Source organism: Hafnia psychrotolerans, assembly GCF_014639435.1.
Taxonomy (GTDB): Bacteria; Pseudomonadota; Gammaproteobacteria; order Enterobacterales; family Enterobacteriaceae; genus Ewingella; species Ewingella psychrotolerans.
On the sequence record NZ_BMFZ01000006.1, the window covers coordinates 26,580 to 45,971 of the forward strand.

The window sequence follows — 19,392 nt, forward strand, 5'->3', positions numbered from 1 at the left end:
TTAGCTTTGTGGACTGTGTTTTTAACTAATTCTTACCTTTTAGTGTGATGCTGTGTGCAGAATCACTGATATATTTGCCGTCCGTGACGTGTTTGCTATGCCGACATAATCCAAATAGCCGCGTTTTTCAGCCCTTATTCAGGCGATTGGAAAGCGCTGACGAAAGGATAATGGTACAGACCCTCCCATTGCCAGGTTAGAATAGTGAGCGATCTGTATACCGCCAGCGGCGTGATAGACAAAAATTCTTTATGGCAGCGCTATGTTCCTCTGGTGCGCCATGAAGCCCTGCGTTTGCAGGTACGGCTTCCCGCCAGCGTGGAGCTTGACGATCTGCTGCAAGCGGGTGGCATTGGCTTATTGAATGCGGTTGAGCGGTTTGATGCCATGCAGGGCACAGCGTTTACCACCTATGCAGTCCAGCGTATTCGTGGCGCGATGCTTGATGAACTGCGCAGCCGTGACTGGGTGCCCCGTAGCGTTCGGCGTAATGCCCGTGAAGTGTCTAAGGCAATGCATCAGGCTGAACAGGCGTTAGGGCGACCACCGAGCGAAAGTGAAGTGGCGCAGGCGTTAGATATTCCCATTGAGGAATACCGCCAGATTTTAATGGATACCAATAGCAGCCAGTTGTTCTCTTATGACGAATGGCGCGAAGAACACGGTGATTCCGCCGAAGCGTTAATGGAAGGGCACGAAGAGGCCAACCCGTTACATCTCTTGCTGGAGGGTAATTTACGCCAGCGGGTGATGGATGCCATTGATGCACTACCAGAACGGGAAAAGATGGTATTAACGCTTTACTACCAGGAAGAGTTGAATTTAAAAGAGATCGGGGCAGTACTGGACGTCGGGGAATCCCGCGTCAGCCAGTTACACAGCCAGGCTATTAAGCGTTTACGCTCACGTCTGGCTAACGACCATTGATCCGCTTTTTCCTGGCCGGTTAACTACTCGTCATACTTCAGGTTGCAGTCACGTTGGTGACTTTTGTGCAACTCGAATTATTTGGGGTATATATTTAAACTTCCTCACCAGGAAAACATTATGTCAGCGGGAATGAAAACACGGCCTCTTAGCCGTTATCTAAAAGATTATAAACACAGCCAGACTCACTGCTCACAATGCAGTAAAGAACTCGACCGGATGGCGCTGGTATTTCGTGGCCAGATCATCAATAAAGAAGCCATTGCTAAAATGGATCAGCCTGTTGATGACGAGGTATGGCGTAATCTCTCGCAGGAACTGACCGCGCTGTGCCGTTTTTGCAGTGAGATCAGCTGTAACAGCCATCCAGCCTATTTTGACATTATGGCGTTCAAGCAATATTTGTTTGAACAAACCGAAATGAATCACAGCACGGTACGCGAATATGTTGTGCGGCTGCGCCGTCTGGATGAAATTCTGGTGGCCCATAATTATCCCCTTGAGCGTACCCGTGGGGAGAGCATCCATCAGCGTATCATGAGTGATCTGCCGGTGGCAGCGCATGATAACTACCGCATTGCGTTGCGAAAATATGATCAGTATCTGGCATGGCAAAAGTCAGCCTAACCGTTTTTTGCTCAACGCTTTGCCATCAACAGGCACCTTCGGGTGCCTGTTTTTTTGTGTTGCATCCACGGCAAGACAGTATAAATTCTGTCTATAATCTATTGATGGCAATGCAAAGACCTTCTCTTTCATCAGCTAACTCATCTCATCGCCACCGCGCGTGCTATCAAGCGCTTCAGGGGAACACTGTGCCTGCTAAAATTTCATTGGTTAAACTCCGTCTGGACGCCTTTTCGCGTCTGGATTTACTGGGCAGCGTGACGCCGCTGGAAAAACTCAACCGTCTTTCCGATTATGTCGGCCGCCAGATTTACATAAAACGTGACGATGTCACGCCGTTGGCGATGGGAGGGAACAAATTGAGGAAGCTCGAGTTTCTGGCCGCTGCCGCGTTAGAAGAGGGCGCGGATACCTTGATCACCGCGGGGGCGATTCAATCTAATCATGTCCGCCAGACCGCCGCCGTCGCCGCCAAGCTGGGCATGAAGTGCGTTGCGTTGCTGGAAAACCCGATTGGCACCACGCAGGCAAATTACCTCACCAACGGCAACCGGTTGTTACTTGACCTGTTCAACGTAGAGGTGGTGATGTGTGAGGCACTGCATGACCCGATGGCTCAACTGACGGATGAAGCAGAAAAACTCGAAGCTCAGGGTTTCCGGCCCTATATTGTGCCAGTCGGCGGCTCTAATGCTCTGGGGGCGCTGGGCTATGTGCAATGTGCGCTAGAAATTGCCGAGCAGAGCGCGTCCAATTTTGTCGATTTCAGCGCCGTTGTTGTGGCTTCCGGCAGTGCCGGCACTCATGCGGGGCTGGCTGTTGCGCTACATCATCTTATGCCTGCCACGCAGTTGATTGGCGTGACGGTGTCACGTACAGCGGAGCAGCAGCGGCCTAAAGTTGAGGCGATTGCGCGTGATGTGGCCAAAAGACTGCAGTTTGACGAGGCGTTGCCGCCTATTCATCTGTGGGATGAGTACTTTGGCCCACGCTACGGTGAACCGAGTGAAGAAGGGCTGGCGGCGATCAAATTACTGGCTGCGAAAGAAGCGATGTTGCTGGACCCGGTTTACACCGGCAAGGCGATGGCGGGTCTGCTGGACGGTATTGAGCGCGGGCGTTTTCCGGGAACCGGGCCTATTCTGTTTATTCATACCGGCGGCGCGCCAGCACTGTTTGCCTATCATCCCCAGATTTAAAACCCGTTTACAGGGACTCAATACGAGTCATCGCAGTGATTGGCGTAGCCTAACGGCTGGCTTATGCCGTCTTAGCCGCACTTATGCTTTTATGCGCTAAGATTAGAGGATTATATTACTGATAATATTCGTGGGCAGTGCTAACGTGCGGCTGGTGATGAAAATATGATAATAATTAGACGTTTCGGTAAGTTAAATAGGTATTAACTGCGCCGTGGCTGATAACTAAAATTAAATCGAATGAGGTGAATATGGTTTTTTCTACATTACGTCGTCGTTTACTTCTGGGTGCCGTAGCCGTGACGTTGACCAGCGGTATGGTCAGCAACAGCTTTGCCGCTGATGAAGGTCTGTTGGCGAAAGTCAAAGAGCGCGGAACGCTGATTGTGGGCCTCGAAGGGACTTATCCTCCGTTCAGTTTTCAGGGAACTGATGGCAAGCTTACCGGTTTTGAAGTGGAGTTTGCTGAGTCGCTGGCACAGCATATGGGTGTGAAAGCCAAGCTGCAACCAACCAAATGGGACGGCATGCTGGCGTCGTTGGAATCCAAGCGTATCGACGTGGCAATAAACCAGGTGACCATTTCTCCTGAGCGCCAGAAGAAATATGATTTCTCTACGCCGTATACCGTTTCAGGTATTCAGGTGCTGACTAAGAAAGGCAACGAAGCCAAGTTTGCCACGCCTGATGATCTCAAAGGGAAAAAAGTCGGTGTGGGTCTGGGCAGCAACTACGAACAGTGGCTGCGTGCGAATGAGCCGGGCGTGGATATCCGTACCTATGATGATGACCCGACAAAATACCAAGATCTGCGTGTAGGCCGTATCGACGCCATTCTGGTTGACCGTTTGGCCGCGTTGGATTTGGTGAAGAAAACCGGCGATACCCTCGCGGTGGCAGGCAAGCCGTTTGCCCGTCAAGAGGCTGGCGTAGCGTTGCGTAAAAACAACCCTGAGCTGCTGGCTGCTATCAATAAAGCCATTGCCGAGATGCAAAAAGATGGCTCATTAGCGAAAATCTCAGATAAGTGGTTTGGGGCTGACGTCACCAAATAATGCTCGTCATCACTGAACTTGCCTCGACGGTAGCGACGTTGGCTCGCCAGACTCACTGATTTATGTCAGTGAGTCTGGGCTGATGCACTGGCTACCTTGATGCCCGTTCATTTATCCAGAGCATCGGCAATATCTTGACGATCCCAAAAAGTCGAAAGGTCCTAGATGCAAGAAAGTATTCAACTGGTGCTGGATTCAGCACCCTTTCTATTAAAAGGTACGCTGTTTACCCTTCAACTCAGTTTGGGTGGGATGGTGTTCGGGCTGCTGTTGGGGTTCATGCTGGCGCTGATGCGCTTGTCAAAATTTTGGCCCATCTCATGGTTGTCGCGTTTTTACGTATCCGTTTTTCGCGGCACGCCGCTTATCGCGCAACTGTTTATGATCTATTACGGCCTGCCGCAGTTCGGCATTGAGCTGGATCCTATTCCCTCCGCCATGATTGGTTTGTCGCTTAATACTGCCGCTTACACCTCGGAAACGCTGCGCGCCGCGATTTCCTCTATTGAGAAAGGCCAGTGGGAAGCCGCCGCCAGTATTGGTATGAGTCGCTGGCAAGCCATGCGCCGCGTGATTTTACCGCAGGCAGCCCGTACTGCGCTGCCGCCGCTGGGAAACAGTTTTATTGGTCTGGTGAAAGATACCTCGCTTGCCGCCACTATTCAGGTGCCGGAGCTGTTCCGTCAGGCGCAACTGGTGACCTCGCGCACGCTTGAAGTGTTCACCATGTACCTGGCTGCTTCGCTGATTTATTGGGTATTAGCCACTGTTTTGTCCTTCCTGCAAAATCGTCTGGAAGACCGCGTTAACCGTCATGATCAGGAGCCTTCATGAGTACCATTGACGTTAAGCAACTGACCAAGAAATTCAATGGTCAGACGGTGCTGCACGCTATTGATTTACAAGTGAACTCTGGCGAAGTTGTGGCGATTATCGGGCCGAGCGGATCTGGCAAAACCACGCTGTTGCGTAGCATTAATCTGCTCGAAGAGCCGGATTCAGGCACTGTGACCGTTGGCAATATTCAAATTGATGGTAATCGCCCCATCAGTAAACAGAAAGAAAACGTCCGCCAGTTACGTCAGCAGGTCGGTTTTGTGTTCCAGAACTTCAACCTATTCCCGCACCGTTCTGTGATGGAAAATATCATTGAAGGCCCGGTGATTGTGAAGGGTGAACCGCGGGCCAAAGCCATTGCCTACGCCCGTGAATTGCTAGTCAAAGTCGGTTTGAGTGGTAAAGAAGATGCCTACCCACGACGTTTGTCTGGGGGGCAGCAGCAGCGGGTGGCCATTGCCCGCGCGTTGGCGATGAACCCTGAAGTGATTTTATTCGATGAGCCCACGTCGGCGCTGGACCCCGAGTTGGTTGGCGAGGTGCTCAACACCATCCGCGCCTTAGCGTTGGAACACCGAACCATGGTGATCGTCACCCACGAAATGAGCTTTGCGCGCGATGTTGCCGACCGGGCAATTTTTATGGATGCAGGACGGATTGTTGAGCAAGGTCCTGCTAAAGCGCTCTTTTCCAATCCTCAGCAGGCGCGGACAAAACAGTTTCTCGAGAAGTTTCTCGCACACTGATGGCGAGCTGCAGACGCTTTTGAATTCAAATTCAAATTCAAATTCAAATTCAAATTCAAATTCAACTTCAAATTGAATTTGAAATTCAACTTCAACTTCAACTTCAAATTCAAGGTCGTGGGCGTCGGCCCACACCGACCAGAGACCCGCAGTCGCGCGGGCCTCTGGACTCCGCGCTCTTTCATGGGGCACTGGCAGCTACGCGGGTCAAAATGGCCGTGTTTCAGGAACTCCAGCGATAGCCGTAAAATGTCAGCCCTGACGGGCTTCCCGGCTGCGGGTTCGAGCCAACGGTAAAAATGTTGTCTCTCCACCAACTTGCCGGTGACATTTTGAATACGGCCTCAGCTTCTTTAAAACCAAAACCAAAACCAAAACCAAAACCAAAACCAAACCCGCTTTGTTTTTCTTAAATTACGCCGCCATTCAAAACCTGAACCAGAACCGTTCTGTCTTTTAAAAAAGTCCGGGCCGCATTCAAAAATGGCGCTGAGCAAGTGGTTCGAGACCATAGGCTCGAAACCCGCAGCGAAGGCACCGCTTAAGCGGCGACATTTTGCGGCTATAACAACGGTGACTGAAACACGGCCATGGTGACCCGCGTAGCGGCGGTGTTGCAGCAGCAAAAAAACGCAGGATTGTTAAGGGCAGCGTTTACTGCCCTTAACCCGGTGTGGGCCGGCGCCCACGACCTTGACGTTAAGGCCAGTTTGGGCTGTAAGCCAAGGGCTTAGCAGGTTTGGGCTGCAAGCCCGGAGATGCCCAGACCATCATCCGATGGTCATCAAACTCGCATTACCTCCGGCCGCCGCAGTATTCACACTCAGGGAGCGCTCATGCAACAGGCGTTCAAGCAGAATATTGTCTTCACCGCGCGCAAAACCCTGCACAGAGACAATTGGCCCGCCCCGTCTGGCAATGACCTGACATAGCTCACGCAGTTGATCGGCGTCACCGTGGTAAATCACCGCGTCGAAGACCAGGGCATCGGTTTGCCAATCTTTGGCGAAATCAATACGCGCTTGTACCGTTTTCGGCAGCAGGTTGAACACGTCACGTTGCAATGGCGCATCCGGCCACAACACACGGCAACCGCATGCAGTAACGGCGGCAAGTTGAATCAGTGCATCATCCTGATTATCCGCCAGCGCCAACACGCGCTCACGAGGTAACAGCGCATAAGTATTACGCTCACCCGTTGGACCTGGAAGGATACGAACACTACCGCCCTGGGCTGCTAGCCTAAAGCGTTCGCAGATCGTGACTAACGGCTCGCGGTTTTTCTGATCCGTTGCCCATTGTTGCAACGCGTGATGCGGGAGCAGCAGGGCCTCTCGCAGTGAGGTATCCAGCGGCAGTTCCTGAGTGCTCAATGCCTGAGACACTGCTTCCAGCGGACGGTTGCACAGCAGACGATACAGATACAGCGGTCCGCCTGCTTTCGGGCCAGTCCCTGACAGACCTTCACCGCCAAACGGCTGGACACCCACCACGGCACCGACCATGTTCCGGTTGACGTACATGTTGCCAACCTTCGCTTTTGACGTCACGCGGTTAATGGTTTCGTCAATTCGGGTGTGAATACCTAATGTCAGGCCATAACCGGCGGCATTTATTTGCTCAACCAACGCGTCGAGATCCTGACGTGCATAGCGCACGACGTGCAGCACCGGACCAAAAATCTCTTTTTTCAGTTCATCGAAGCTGTCCAGCTCGATCAGTGTTGGCTTGACGAATGTCCCGCGAGCCCACTCCTGCTGGTCCTGTGGTTTGTGCTGCGCGGCCTGATATACCGTACGGCCTTTGGCACGCATCGCGTCGATATGTTGCTCAATCCCTTTTTGCGCTTGGCTATCAATCACCGGGCCGATGTCCGTCGAGAGGCGTTCCGGGTTACCCATCCGGCATTCCGCCATGGCACCGCGCAGCATTTGCAAGGTGTGCTCAGCGACATCTTCCTGAATACACAGAATACGCAATGCGGAGCAGCGCTGACCGGCACTGTCGAAGGCCGAGGCCACGATGTCAGTCACCACCTGTTCAGTCAGCGCCGAAGAGTCGACAATCATGGCGTTTAACCCACCGGTTTCAGCAATCAGCGGAACAGGGCGGCCTTGTGGATCCAGTCGTCCGGCAATGCTGCGCTGTAAAATACCCGCCACGTCGGTGGAACCGGTAAACAGCACGCCACGCACGCGTTCATCATTAACCAGTTGCGCGCCCACGGTTTCGCCCTGACCCGGAAGCAGTTGTAACACGCCAGCGGGAACGCCCGCTTCATGCAGAATGCGTACGGCCTGGGCGGCAATCAGCGACGTTTGTTCCGCGGGTTTAGCCAGCACGCTGTTACCTGCCGCCAGTGCGGCGGCGATCTGACCGCTGAAAATCGCCAGCGGGAAGTTCCATGGACTGATACAGACAACGGTGCCTAACGGGCGGTGAGTGTTATTGTCAAACAACTCGCGGACCTGCCCGGCGTAGTAATGCAGGAAATCCACCGCTTCGCGTACTTCAGCGATGGCGTTATTAAAGGTCTTGCCGGCTTCGCGCACCAGAACACCAAGCAGGCTTTGCAGTTCGCCTTCCATCAATTCAGCCGCACGTTGCAAGATGGCAGCGCGCTCTTCGGGAGGGGTCGCAAACCAGATCGGACCCGCCGCCGCCGCGGCATTGAGTGCGCGGCTTACCTCAGTCTCGGTCGCCTCCCTTACGTAACCGACGATATCTTTCGGTTCCGCCGGATTGGTCACCGCCACAAATTCTCCCTCATCCAGTTCGGCATCAATCATCGGCTGGGCTTTGAGCTGTTGCGCTGCGCCACTGAGCAGGGCGCTGGACAATGAGGCCAACCGATGTTCGTTAGACATATCCAGCCCGGAAGAGTTGACGCGGGTATGGCGATGTATGCCATTCGTTGAAGTGTCACCATATAAGTGACGGGGTAACGCAATGCGCGGGTGAGGCAGGCCAATCTGTCCCTCACTGACGCTCAGGGCTTCAACCGCTTTCACCGGATCAGCGACCAGTTCGTCAAGCGGCAATGTGGCATCTGCGATACGGTTGACAAATGACGTGTTGGCGCCGTTTTCCAGCAAGCGGCGGACCAAATAGGCGAGTAAGGTTTCATGAGTACCCACCGGGGCATAAATTCGGCAAGGACGGTTTAGTTTGCCTGCGGAAATTTTACCGACCACCTGTTCGTACAACGGTTCGCCCATGCCATGCAGACACTGGAATTCGTACTGTCCGGGATAATAGTTATTGCCTGCCAACTGGTAAATCGCGGCCAGCGTATGGGCATTATGGGTCGCGAACTGCGGGTAAATCAGGTTCGGCACTGCCAGCAATTTACGCGCGCAGGCCAGATAAGAGACGTCGGTGTACACTTTGCGGGTATAGACCGGATAATCTTCCAGACCCTCAACCTGCGCACGTTTGACTTCGCTGTCCCAATACGCGCCTTTCACCAGACGGATCATTAGACGTCGGCGGCTGCGTTGGGCCAGATTGGTCAGGTAATCGATGACCATTGGGCAGCGTTTCTGATACGCCTGAATCACGAAGCCGATGCCGTTCCAGCCTGTCAGTTCGGGCTCAAAACAGAGCTTTTCCAGCAGGTCGAGGGAGATCTCCAGACGATCCGCTTCTTCGGCGTCAATGTTAATGCCGATGTCGTAGCTGCGTGCCAGCAAGGTCAGCGACAGCAGACGCGGATAAAGTTCTTCCATCACGCGCTCGTACTGCGCACGGCTGTAACGCGGATGCAGGGCGGAAAGCTTGATGGAAATCCCCGGCCCTTCATAAATGCCGCGCCCGTTGGACGCTTTACCGATGGCGTTAATCGCCTGCTGATAAGACTGCAAATATGCCTGTGCGTCTTTTTCAGTCAGCGCCGCTTCGCCCAGCATATCGTAGGAGTAACGGAAGCCTTTTTCTTCGTGTTTACGGGCGTTGGCCAGCGCTTCGGCAATGGTTTCGCCGGTGACAAACTGCTCGCCCATTAGGCGCATTGCCATGTCTACGCCTTTGCGGATCAGCGGCTCGCCGCCTTTACCGATAATACGGTTGAGGGATCGCGACAAGTTGGCTTCATTGTGGGTCGCCACCAGTTTACCGGTAAACAATAATCCCCAGGTTGCTGCGTTCACAAACAGCGATGGACTGCGCCCAAGGTGTGAATGCCAATTGCCGGTGCTGATTTTGTCACGGATCAGCGCATCACGGGTTGGCTTATCGGGTATACGTAGCAAGGCCTCGGCTAAACACATCAGGGCCACGCCTTCATGAGAGGAGAGGGAGAACTCCTGCAACAGACTCTGTACCATACCGGCCCGTCCGTTAGCACTTTTTTGATTGCGCAATTTGCTGGCCAGGTCGTACGCCAGCTTGTGCGCGGCTTGGTCCATGGGGGCGGGTAAACGGGCCTGCTCCAATAACATGGAGACCGCTTCAGCCTCCGGGCGACGATATGCAGAAGTGATGGCTGAGCGACTGACCGATTGTGGCAGGATTTGCTCGGCGAAGTCGAGGAAGGGCTGATGTGCCTCGACCAAGGTCAGCGCGGGTTGATCATCATTTTCGGCCATGCTACCGGCATTCAGCGCCGGGATCTCCGGCAAGGTATCGCCGTTTTCCAGTCTCTCAAGATAAGAATAAATCGCCTGTTTGATCAACCAATGTGGTGTGCGATCAATACGTTGTGCTGCTACTTTCAGCCGGTCGCGGGTGCCCTCATCCAACTTAACGCCCATCGTCGTCATGCCCATCTAGCCACTCCGTAATTAAGGCCCGTGATCCCTGAAGCCGCAGCGTCAATGGCACGAGCAAAGCCATTATGAATATCTGTCATGAAATCACTCTCTGCAGCAATATCTTCTAAGTTGCAACTTTGTGCAACCGTGTTAAATATAAGATGCGTGGCAATGCGAAAGTTTCAGCAATTATTAACATTTTTGGCTTCATGACCATGGATGTTAGCCCATGTATGTAAGAAATGTGGTAGGTGCAACTCTGTGTAATGTAAGGTGCAACCTTAGAGGGTGCTAACTGTGACTTGGGATGGGTTTCTTGTAACCGGTTTGTTAAAACTATTGAAATTAGACTTTATGTCGCAGAGTATCCGGCCTCATTGGCTTTTTAGCTGGCGCTCAAGCCTGTGCACACACATCATAATTAACCGGCTTTTTCTTGTTTCATAGAGAATAAGTACAGGACAACAAGTGGAGAACTTGCATGACAGTCAATACGCCAATGATGGTGACGTTTTGCGTTTATATTTTCGGCATGATCCTGATAGGGCTGATCGCCTATTTGCGGACCAAGAATTTCGATGACTATATTTTGGGCGGTCGGAGTCTCGGTAGTCTGGTGACCGCGCTGTCCGCCGGCGCGTCTGACATGAGCGGCTGGTTGCTTATGGGCTTACCGGGGGCGATTTTTATCTCCGGCATTTCCGAAAGCTGGATTGCCATCGGGCTTACTGTCGGTGCTTATCTCAACTGGAAGTTGGTGGCCGGGCGCTTGCGGGTGCATACCGAAGCCAATAACAATGCGCTGACCTTACCGGATTACTTCACGCATCGCTTTGAAGATAAAAGCAAAATGCTGCGAATTATTTCCGCCATTGTCATTCTGGTGTTTTTCACTATCTATTGTGCTTCCGGTATTGTTGCCGGTGCGCGTTTGTTTGAAAGTACCTTCGGTATGACGTATCAGACTGCGCTGTGGGCCGGTGCGGCAGCAACGATTGTGTATACGTTTATTGGCGGTTTTCTGGCCGTGAGCTGGACCGATACCGTACAAGCCAGCTTGATGATTTTCGCGCTGATCCTGACACCTGTGTTTGTGATCCTGGCGGTGGGGGGGATTGATACCTCTCTGATGGTGATCAATGCCAAGAATCCTGAATATACCGATATGTTTAAAGGGATGAATCTGGTCACGATTCTCTCCCTGCTGGGCTGGGGACTGGGTTATTTCGGCCAGCCACATATTTTGGCACGCTTTATGGCTGCTGACTCTCACCGCACGATCCGCAGTGCACGGCGCATCAGCATGATCTGGATGATCCTCTGTCTGGCGGGCACCGTTGCTGTTGGCTTCTTCGGTATTGCTTATTTCAGCGATAATCCGGGGCAGGCGGGCAATGTGACGCAAAACGGCGAGCGTGTATTCATTGAACTGACGAAAATTCTGTTCAATCCGTGGATAGCCGGGGTGCTGCTTTCCGCCATCCTTGCTGCGGTAATGAGTACACTGAGCTGCCAGTTACTGGTCTGTTCAAGCGCCATAACGGAAGATCTCTACAAAGCGTTCCTGCGCAAAAATGCCAGCCAATTAGAACTGGTATGGATTGGCCGTACCATGGTGCTGGTGGTGGCGCTGGTCGCGATTGCGCTGGCAGCCAACCCTGAAAACCGGGTACTCGGCTTAGTGAGTTATGCGTGGGCAGGCTTTGGTGCGGCATTTGGTCCGGTGATCCTGATTTCCGTCATGTGGAAACGAATGACCCGCAATGGGGCGCTGGCCGGTATGCTGGTCGGTGCAATAACCGTGCTGGTATGGAAGCAGTACGCCTGGTGGGATCTGTACGAAATTATTCCCGGCTTTATTTTTGCTTCGCTCGCGATCTGGATTGTCAGCCTGATGGGAAGGGCGCCGTCTGCTGCCATTGAGCAACGTTTTGATGCGGCAGAAGCTGAATTCAAGACTGTCTGATCGTTCATCAGAAACCGCGGAGTCAGTCCTTCTGGCTCCGCTTTTATCATTAATCCCCGCCGTCATTAATCCCCGCAGAAATAATCAGTAATAAATTATCGTGCTGAAAGCCGTGCAACAGTGCAAAAAATCCCCTTAAGGCCCTTGTTTTTATTTCTTCAAGAATGATAATCACTATCGTTTTCATTTTACTTATCTTTACGCGATAGGTTCGTATTTCACTATTCAGCATTCCGGTGCCGGGAGTCTCTTCTATGTTCGTCCCTTTTCTCATTATGTTTCGCGAAGGGCTGGAAGCCGCGTTAATTGTTAGCTTGATCGCCAGCTATCTGAAACGGACGCAGCGCGGGCAGTGGCTCGGTGTGGTATGGATTGGTGTGATTGTCGCCGCAGCCCTGTGTCTGGCGCTGGGCATATTCATCAATGAAACCACCGGTGAATTCCCACAAAAGCAGCAGGAGTTATTTGAAGGCATGGTGGCCATCGTTGCCGTCTGCATTCTGACCTACATGGTGTTCTGGATGCGTAAAGTCTCGCGCTCCATCAAAGTACATCTGGAAGGCGCGATTGATCATGCACTGAATTCAAATCGCGGGCAGGGCTGGGCGCTGGTGGCGATGGTGTTTTTCGCCGTGGCTCGGGAAGGGCTGGAATCCGTTTTTTTCCTGTTGGCGGCCTTCCAGCAGGATGTGGGTATTGAAGCACCGATCGGTGCGCTGCTTGGTTTAGGTTCGGCTATCGCGCTCGGTTTCCTGATTTACTACGGTGGTGTGAAGCTGCATTTGGCGAAGTTCTTCAAATGGACCAGCCTGTTTATTCTGTTTGTCGCTGCGGGTCTGGCCGCGGGCGCTATTCGCGCCTTCCACGAAGCTGGCCTATGGAACCGCATGCAGGATGTCGCATTCGATCTCAGCGGCACGCTATCGACACATTCTTTATTCGGAACCCTGCTGGAAGGCATGTTCGGTTATCAGGAAGCGCCGACGGTTAGCGAAGTCTCGGTCTATTTCCTCTATCTGATCCCGGCGTTGTTCCTGTTCTTTATGCCACAAAGTCGACCACCTGCCGTTGCGTCGGCATCGGCCGGGCAAAAAACACCACGTTGATGCCACAGCCCTATTGTTTGTCACTTTATTGTCTATCACACCGTCTTTGTCAGGGAGTTATACATGTCATATTCATCCCCATTGTTTCGCCGTAAAGCTTTACAGATTGCCCTGTTGTCTCTGCCGGCCTTTGCGCTGAGCGCTAACGTGCTGGCTGCCGATGTTCGTCAGGTTAAGATCACCGTTAATGACAAACAATGTGAACCCATGGCGCTGACCGTGCCTGCCGGTAAAACTCAGTTTGTGGTGCACAATGCCAGCCAGAAAGGGTTGGAATGGGAAATTCTCAAAGGTGTGATGGTCATCGAGGAGCGTGAGAACGTCGCGCCGGGCTTCACCCAGAAAATGACCGCTAATCTCGAACCGGGTGAATATGACATGACCTGCGGTTTGCTGAGCAATCCAAAAGGCAAATTGACCGTGACGGCTGAAGGTGCTGCCGTGGCTACCAAGCCTGATGCTATGGCGCTGGTTGGCCCCATTGCTGAATACAAAGTGTATGTCATCCAACAGGTTGGCGAACTGGTGTCGCACACCAAAGCGTTTACCGACGCTATCAAGAAGGGCGATCTGAAAAAAGCCCAGGCGCTCTATCCGTCAACGCGCGTTTACTATGAACGCATCGAGCCTATCGCCGAGCTCTTCTCTGATTTGGATGGCAGCATCGATGCCCGTGAAGACGACTTCGAGAAAAAAGCTGAGGATCCTAATTTCACTGGTTTCCACCGTCTGGAAAAAATCCTGTTCGCGGATAAAACCACCCAAGGCACTGAGAAGTTCGCTGACAAACTTTATACCGATGTGCAGGATCTACAAAAACGTATCACCGATCTGACCTTCCCACCAAGCAAAGTGGTCGGTGGCGCAGCGGGCCTAATTGAAGAAGTGGCCTCTAGCAAAATCAGCGGTGAAGAAGACCGTTACAGCCGCACCGATCTGTGGGATTTCCGTGCCAACCTTGATGGCGCACAAAAAATTGTCAACTTGCTGCGCCCATTGCTGATCAAGGCTGACAAACCGCTGCTGGATAAAATCGACGCTAACTTTAAAACCGTCGATGCTCTGCTGGATAAATACAAAACCAAACAAGGTTATGAGAATTACGAGAAATTGTCCGACGCTGACCGAAATGCGATGAAAGGGCCGATCACCACGCTGGCGGAAGATCTCGCGAAGCTGCGTGGTGTACTGGGCCTGGACTGATTCTCCTTCATACTTCGGCTGCCGTTTTTTTGCACCAAAAGTAGGAGCCTCTGGGCGACTCGAATGATTTTGGGGAAAGTTTTAATCGTTTGAAAGAGAAGAGCGCTCAGGCGCTCTTTTGCATAGTACGAAGCAGTCATGACGTATTGAGGCATAAGCAATGAGTGATAAACACGACAATAAGTTTGATTCACAGGACGTTTCTTCTTCACGCCGCCGTTTATTGAAAGGTGTCGGTTTGTTGGGTGGGGCGTTTGCCCTGGGCGGCGCTGCCGCCGCCGGAATGGAAAACGCTGCACCTTCGAAAGACACCGGTTCTAAGCCTGGTTACCAGCCAGGCACTCTTTCTCCAGACGAGCGCTGGAGCAAGCAGCCTTTCCACGGCGAGCATCAGGCCGGAATATTGACGCCACAACAGGCGTCGATGATGGTGATCGCCTTTGACGTGTTGGCAACCAGCAAAGCCGATCTTGAACGTCTGTTCCGCCTGCTGACGGCGCGTTTCACGTTTCTGACCACCGGCGGCAGCACACCCGAAGTTGACCCGAAGTTCCCACCCATGGATTCCGGCGTGATGGGGCCGGAAATCTATCCTGATAACCTGACGATGACGCTGTCGGCCGGAGATTCGCTGTTTGATGGACGCTTCGGGCTGGCCGCGCATAAGCCACTGAAACTGCAGCGTATGGCACGTTTTCCGAATGACTCGCTGGACGCCAAACTGTGCCACGGCGATCTGCTATTACAAATTTGCGCGAACAATAGTGACACCGTGGTCCACGCGCTACGAGACATTATCAAGTACACGCCGGATTTGCTCAGTGTGCGCTGGCGTCGGGATGGTTTTATCTCATCCCATGCTGCCCGCAGTGAGGGCAAGGAGACGCCCATCAACCTGTTAGGTTTTAAAGATGGCACCGCCAACCCAGATACTAAAGATGCGCCATTGATGGACAAAGCTATTTGGGTGACGCCAGAGCAGGGTGAACCCGCCTGGACCGTCGGCGGGAGTTATCAGGCGATGCGCATTATTCCATTCCATGTCGAATTCTGGGACCGCACGCCATTGCAGGAGCAGCAGACCATTTTTGGTCGCCACAAAAATACCGGCGCACCGCTGGGGATGGAAAAAGAGCATGACGTGCCAGACTATTCTAAAGATCCCGACGGTAAGGTGATCCCGCTCGACGCCCATATACGCTTGGCCAACCCGCGCACCAAAGCCACCGAAGATAGCCTGATGCTACGCCGTGGCTACAGTTATTCACTCGGCGTGACTAACTCCGGGCAGCTCGAAATGGGCCTATTGTTTGTCTGTTTCCAGCACGATTTGGAAAAAGGATTCCTGACCGTACAAAAACGTCTAAATGGTGAGCCGTTGGAAGAGTATATCCGTCCGGTTGGCGGTGGTTTCTTCTTCACGCTGCCTGGCGTGAAAGACAGTAACCACTATCTGGGACAGTCATTGATCGAAGCCTGACGAGTCGACGCCTGCTGTTTTAAGCTGCAGGCGTCGTAATAACCCACAGGCAAAAACAAGCAGGCATAAAGGCACTGAGGTAAGGATCCGAAAAAGATCTTTAAAGATCTTGTTGACCCATCGCTCAATATTTTTTACATTTCATTAAGAGATTGATAACGATTTTTTTAGCAAAGATGTTAGTTGTCACTATACTGACATTATCAGGCGGTACTTTTAGTGAGTGCGAAACGTTTAGCACCAAACAAAACTAAAAGTTTACTCGGTGTACGGTAAATGGCCGTAAATATCACAGCGGGGATCGCGAATGGGAATGTCCAGTTTTGGGCGCGGAAATAAAAAGACTCTTTTTAACCACACCACTTTTTGTTGTCGCACAAACGCCAACAAGGGACAAAACGTCGACTCTCTGATATTTACCGATACTCTCTCTTCTATCTCATCTCTATCCAAAATTTTTCCATCCACACACCAGCAATTCCGTTGTTTAACTGACCCCACTCTGATATTGAGACTGACTGGTTATTTTTCTGGTATGTACACTGGATTGAATGCTGCGTGGAGCAACGGTTTGTCTTTAATGACAATGCCTCTTCGTGAACAGAAAATAGGTCTAAAGAGAATAAGCAAGAGATCGTTTATTAATCGATTACATTTATTTTCCTCTTCACGTTATTCATGGCTTTACTTGGTCTAAAAGGAGACCAAAACCTCATTTGTTAGTGAAACATAACCGTGCGGGCAACTCTGCCTATAGCGTTAAGTGAATCAAACTGTAAGGTGCCACTATGGGAAGACAGAAAGAAGTGATCAAAGCTCGTCGTGAAGCGAAACGTGTTATTCGTCGCGATTCACGTAGTCACCGCCAACGTGAGGAAGAATCAGTGACCTCTTTAATACAAATGGGCGGTGTAGAATCGATTGGGATGGCGCGTGATACTCGCGACTCGTCAACAATCCAGGCGCGAAATGAAGCTCAGGGTCATTACTTATCAGCCATAGAGAATAAGCAGTTAATTTTTGCTACCGGCGAAGCAGGCTGTGGCAAAACATTTATCAGCGCGGCGAAAGCTGCTGAGGCATTAATCCACAAAGAGATAGAAAGAATCATTGTCACCCGTCCTGTATTGCAGGCTGATGAAGATCTCGGCTTCTTACCTGGCGATATCTCTGAGAAATTTGCGCCTTATTTCCGTCCGGTATACGACATTTTAGTCCGTCGTCTGGGGTCGTCATTTATGCAATATTGTTTGCGACCGGAAATAGGCAAAGTTGAAATTGCGCCTTTTGCCTATATGCGTGGGCGCACTTTTGAAAATGCAGTGGTTATTCTGGATGAAGCCCAGAATGTCACGGCCAGCCAAATGAAAATGTTCTTGACTCGACTGGGTGAGAACGTAACGGTTATTGTTAATGGTGATATTACCCAATGTGATTTACCGCGTGGGGTAATATCGGGTCTTAGCGATGCGATGTCCCGCTTCGAAGAAGACGAGATGGTCGGCATCATAGAGTTTGGTAAAGAGGACTGTGTGCGCTCGGAGCTGTGTAGACGCACATTGCACGCCTACTCCTAAATCGCTTTTATCTTTCAAGCTGTATCGGCGTTGGCTGCCGTTATTCACCCCGGACACTGGTTGGAGTCAGTTTCCGGGGTTCATCCAATTGCCATCGTGATGTAACTCGAATGGTTTTGGGGATTCGTTGAAATAATAGAAAGGCCGCCTGGAATAAGGCGGCCTTTTATTTATTCAAAATACAGGTTACTTGAAGGATGAACAATTAAAGCATAATGATCATCATATAGGCACAGAACAGTGCCAAATGCGCCGTCCCATTGAGTACATTGGTACGACCGGTCGAGAACGAAATCTGGCACAGAATTAACACCGCCAACATCACCACGATATTCGCCGGAGCCAGGCCGAAAATCAGTTGTTGATTCGTGAGGGTAGCAATCAATGTCACCGCCGGTACGGTCAGTGAAATGGTGGCCAGCACCGAACCGAAAAACAGATTCATGGCGCGCTGTACCTGGTTTTGCATGACGGCCCTCAACGCACCCAAACCTTCAGGGGATAGGATCAGCAACGCAACCAGGAAACCCGTGAACTGCGCCGGAGCGTTCAGTTCTGTCAGCAACGTTTCCAGCGGATTGGCATTAAACTTGGTCACGGCGATCACTAATATCAAATGCACAATCAACCACAATGTATGCGTTAGATTGCTTTTTGAAGAAGGTTTTCCATGACCCTCTTCTTCACCATCGTCTTCATGCTCGTAAATAAACAGGCTCTGGTGGGTTTTAGTTTGAATCAGTAAAAATACGCCGTACATCGCTGCAGAAATCGCCGCCACGAATAACGCCTGACCGGTGGTGAAATTGCCATCAGGTAGGGCGGAAGGTAGCACCAATACGATGATAGCCAGCGGGAAAATCGCCATCAAATACTGCTTGATACCGCCAAGATTCACATATTGTGTCGCGAATTTTCGCCCGCCGAGCAGCAATGAAAAGCCGACCAGACCGGCCGTTACGATCATAATGATCGAAAACAGCGTATCGCGCATCAGGGCCGGAGCGGCATCGCCGGTGGCCATCAGGGCGGAGATCAGGCTGACTTCCAGAATAACCACCGACAGGCTGAGGATCAGGGAGCCATAAGGTTCGCCCAGACGATGGGCTAATACGTCGGCATGGCGCACGACGCTGAATGCGCTGGCGAGAATGCCCACCAAGGCAATGAAATTGATTCCAACAACGGTAAGAAAATCGCTGCTATGACTGAAAAAGACCAACACCAATAATGCGGCGATGGGAAACACGAGTGAATATTCCTGATGACGAGATTTGTGCTTTGGGGACTCCTGAGATGACACCATGATGATTATTCTCCTTATGAACACATGCGACCCCAGATTAACTGGCTTCACAAAACGGCAGTCTTAACCTTGTCAGTCGAGCAGAACTGCCAGTACAAAAACACACGAGTATCTAATGGGTTAACCCGCGTACTATAGTAGAAAAAGCGCTCGATTAACAGAAAAACCTAACTTAGAGTAAAAAAATAGCCAACAGTATGTTTTGTGCATTGGAGTGCGTTTTTTGATGTTTTAATGGCGTGATTTTATGATTTAATTTATTTTTAAAGTTAATTTAAAACAGTGAGTTAATAAGTTAATCATACTTTATGAGCATGTGGTTTATATTCTCATTTATTGTCGGTGTATTCACAAATTTAAAAATGCTGAGGGTTAGGTTTTTTCTGGCTCTAATCCGCTTTTTTCTCTCGTTTTGCCAGAACAGCCCGTCTTATCAGACCACTACGTATCACTTCATTGAGCGTAGCAGCTAGCTTTCACACTGTGCCAGTTGCAGGCAAGGTTAATACTACGTCGTTTAATGAGGAGACAGGAAAGACCTGATGAAAACCGGTCATTGCTGACAGAGACGCAATGCACTTCCGGTCCATGTGCAGGAGGTCTATAAAGAAG

At 51.3% G+C, this 19,392-nt stretch carries 14 protein-coding genes; 11 read left to right on the forward strand and 3 right to left on the reverse strand.

What is annotated here, in order from left to right; all coding sequences use genetic code 11:
* Positions 1-204: 204 nt before the first annotated feature.
* From IEV89_RS12050 to tcyN, 6 genes are all read left to right on the forward strand, one after another.
* Positions 205-927, forward strand: coding sequence for an RNA polymerase sigma factor FliA (locus IEV89_RS12050; RefSeq protein WP_188473767.1), 723 nt, complete (start codon positions 205-207; stop codon positions 925-927).
* Between the two features lie 120 nt (positions 928-1,047).
* Complete coding sequence (gene fliZ / locus IEV89_RS12055) at positions 1,048-1,554, forward strand: flagella biosynthesis regulatory protein FliZ (RefSeq protein ID WP_188473768.1); 507 nt, start codon at positions 1,048-1,050, stop codon at positions 1,552-1,554.
* Between the two features lie 188 nt (positions 1,555-1,742).
* Positions 1,743-2,753, forward strand: coding sequence for a D-cysteine desulfhydrase (locus tag IEV89_RS12060; RefSeq protein ID WP_373283378.1), 1,011 nt, complete (start codon positions 1,743-1,745; stop codon positions 2,751-2,753).
* A 251-nt stretch (positions 2,754-3,004) separates the two neighbouring features.
* Complete coding sequence (gene tcyJ / locus IEV89_RS12065) at positions 3,005-3,808, forward strand: cystine ABC transporter substrate-binding protein (protein WP_188473770.1); 804 nt, start codon at positions 3,005-3,007, stop codon at positions 3,806-3,808.
* 165 nt (positions 3,809-3,973) lie between these two features.
* On the forward strand, positions 3,974-4,642 hold the full coding sequence (tcyL, locus tag IEV89_RS12070) for a cystine ABC transporter permease (protein ID WP_188473771.1): 669 nt from the start codon (positions 3,974-3,976) through the stop codon (positions 4,640-4,642).
* Positions 4,639-5,391 (forward strand): L-cystine ABC transporter ATP-binding protein TcyN, encoded by a 753-nt coding sequence (gene tcyN / locus IEV89_RS12075; protein WP_188473772.1) that lies wholly within the window; start codon positions 4,639-4,641, stop codon positions 5,389-5,391. Before tcyL ends, tcyN begins: the two co-directional genes overlap by 4 nt.
* A 770-nt stretch (positions 5,392-6,161) precedes the next feature.
* On the opposite strand, the gene putA is transcribed toward tcyN, so the two are convergent.
* Entirely contained in the window at positions 6,162-10,157 is a 3,996-nt protein-coding gene (gene putA, locus IEV89_RS12080; RefSeq protein ID WP_188473773.1) for a trifunctional transcriptional regulator/proline dehydrogenase/L-glutamate gamma-semialdehyde dehydrogenase, read from the reverse strand.
* A 466-nt stretch (positions 10,158-10,623) separates the two neighbouring features.
* Here putA and putP point away from each other — a divergent pair, with 466 nt between their 5' ends.
* Positions 10,624-12,108 carry a sodium/proline symporter PutP gene (putP, locus tag IEV89_RS12085; RefSeq protein WP_188473774.1) on the forward strand — a complete coding sequence of 495 codons (1,485 nt, stop codon included), beginning with the start codon at positions 10,624-10,626 and terminating at the stop codon, positions 12,106-12,108.
* 49 nt (positions 12,109-12,157) lie between these two features.
* Here the strand turns inward: putP and IEV89_RS12090 are convergent, their stop codons facing one another.
* A complete protein-coding gene (locus tag IEV89_RS12090; protein ID WP_188473775.1) occupies positions 12,158-12,295 on the reverse strand; it encodes a hypothetical protein in 138 nt (45 codons plus the stop codon).
* 67 nt (positions 12,296-12,362) lie between these two features.
* Here IEV89_RS12090 and efeU point away from each other — a divergent pair, with 67 nt between their 5' ends.
* From efeU to phoH, 4 genes are all read left to right on the forward strand, one after another.
* On the forward strand, positions 12,363-13,214 hold the full coding sequence (gene efeU / locus IEV89_RS12095; protein WP_188473776.1) for an iron uptake transporter permease EfeU: 852 nt from the start codon (positions 12,363-12,365) through the stop codon (positions 13,212-13,214).
* A gap of 63 nt (positions 13,215-13,277) precedes the next feature.
* Positions 13,278-14,417, forward strand: coding sequence for an iron uptake system protein EfeO (efeO, locus tag IEV89_RS12100; protein WP_188473777.1), 1,140 nt, complete (start codon positions 13,278-13,280; stop codon positions 14,415-14,417).
* Positions 14,418-14,577: 160 nt separating this feature from the next.
* Complete coding sequence (gene efeB, locus IEV89_RS12105) at positions 14,578-15,897, forward strand: iron uptake transporter deferrochelatase/peroxidase subunit (RefSeq protein WP_188473778.1); 1,320 nt, start codon at positions 14,578-14,580, stop codon at positions 15,895-15,897.
* Between the two features lie 788 nt (positions 15,898-16,685).
* Positions 16,686-17,474 (forward strand): phosphate starvation-inducible protein PhoH, encoded by a 789-nt coding sequence (gene phoH / locus IEV89_RS12110; RefSeq protein WP_188473779.1) that lies wholly within the window; start codon positions 16,686-16,688, stop codon positions 17,472-17,474.
* Positions 17,475-17,679: 205 nt separating this feature from the next.
* Here the strand turns inward: phoH and chaA are convergent, their stop codons facing one another.
* Positions 17,680-18,780, reverse strand: a complete 1,101-nt coding sequence (gene chaA / locus IEV89_RS12115; protein WP_188473780.1) for a sodium-potassium/proton antiporter ChaA — start codon at positions 18,778-18,780, stop codon at positions 17,680-17,682.
* Positions 18,781-19,392: the final 612 nt, after the last annotated feature.

What these genes read in the sequence shown, in the direction of transcription:
- efeB (WP_188473778.1), top strand. Translation starts at nt 14,578, where the DNA reads ATGAGTGATAAACACGACAATAAGTTTGATTCACAGGACGTTTCTTCT.
- putA (WP_188473773.1), bottom strand. Translation starts at nt 10,157, where the DNA reads ATGGGCATGACGACGATGGGCGTTAAGTTGGATGAGGGCACCCGCGAC.
- IEV89_RS12090 (WP_188473775.1), bottom strand. Translation starts at nt 12,295, where the DNA reads ATGAAAACGATAGTGATTATCATTCTTGAAGAAATAAAAACAAGGGCC.
- efeU (WP_188473776.1), top strand. Translation starts at nt 12,363, where the DNA reads ATGTTCGTCCCTTTTCTCATTATGTTTCGCGAAGGGCTGGAAGCCGCG.
- efeO (WP_188473777.1), top strand. Translation starts at nt 13,278, where the DNA reads ATGTCATATTCATCCCCATTGTTTCGCCGTAAAGCTTTACAGATTGCC.
- tcyL (WP_188473771.1), top strand. Translation starts at nt 3,974, where the DNA reads ATGCAAGAAAGTATTCAACTGGTGCTGGATTCAGCACCCTTTCTATTA.
- fliZ (WP_188473768.1), top strand. Translation starts at nt 1,048, where the DNA reads ATGTCAGCGGGAATGAAAACACGGCCTCTTAGCCGTTATCTAAAAGAT.
- putP (WP_188473774.1), top strand. Translation starts at nt 10,624, where the DNA reads ATGACAGTCAATACGCCAATGATGGTGACGTTTTGCGTTTATATTTTC.
- chaA (WP_188473780.1), bottom strand. Translation starts at nt 18,780, where the DNA reads ATGGTGTCATCTCAGGAGTCCCCAAAGCACAAATCTCGTCATCAGGAA.
- tcyJ (WP_188473770.1), top strand. Translation starts at nt 3,005, where the DNA reads ATGGTTTTTTCTACATTACGTCGTCGTTTACTTCTGGGTGCCGTAGCC.
- phoH (WP_188473779.1), top strand. Translation starts at nt 16,686, where the DNA reads ATGGGAAGACAGAAAGAAGTGATCAAAGCTCGTCGTGAAGCGAAACGT.
- tcyN (WP_188473772.1), top strand. Translation starts at nt 4,639, where the DNA reads ATGAGTACCATTGACGTTAAGCAACTGACCAAGAAATTCAATGGTCAG.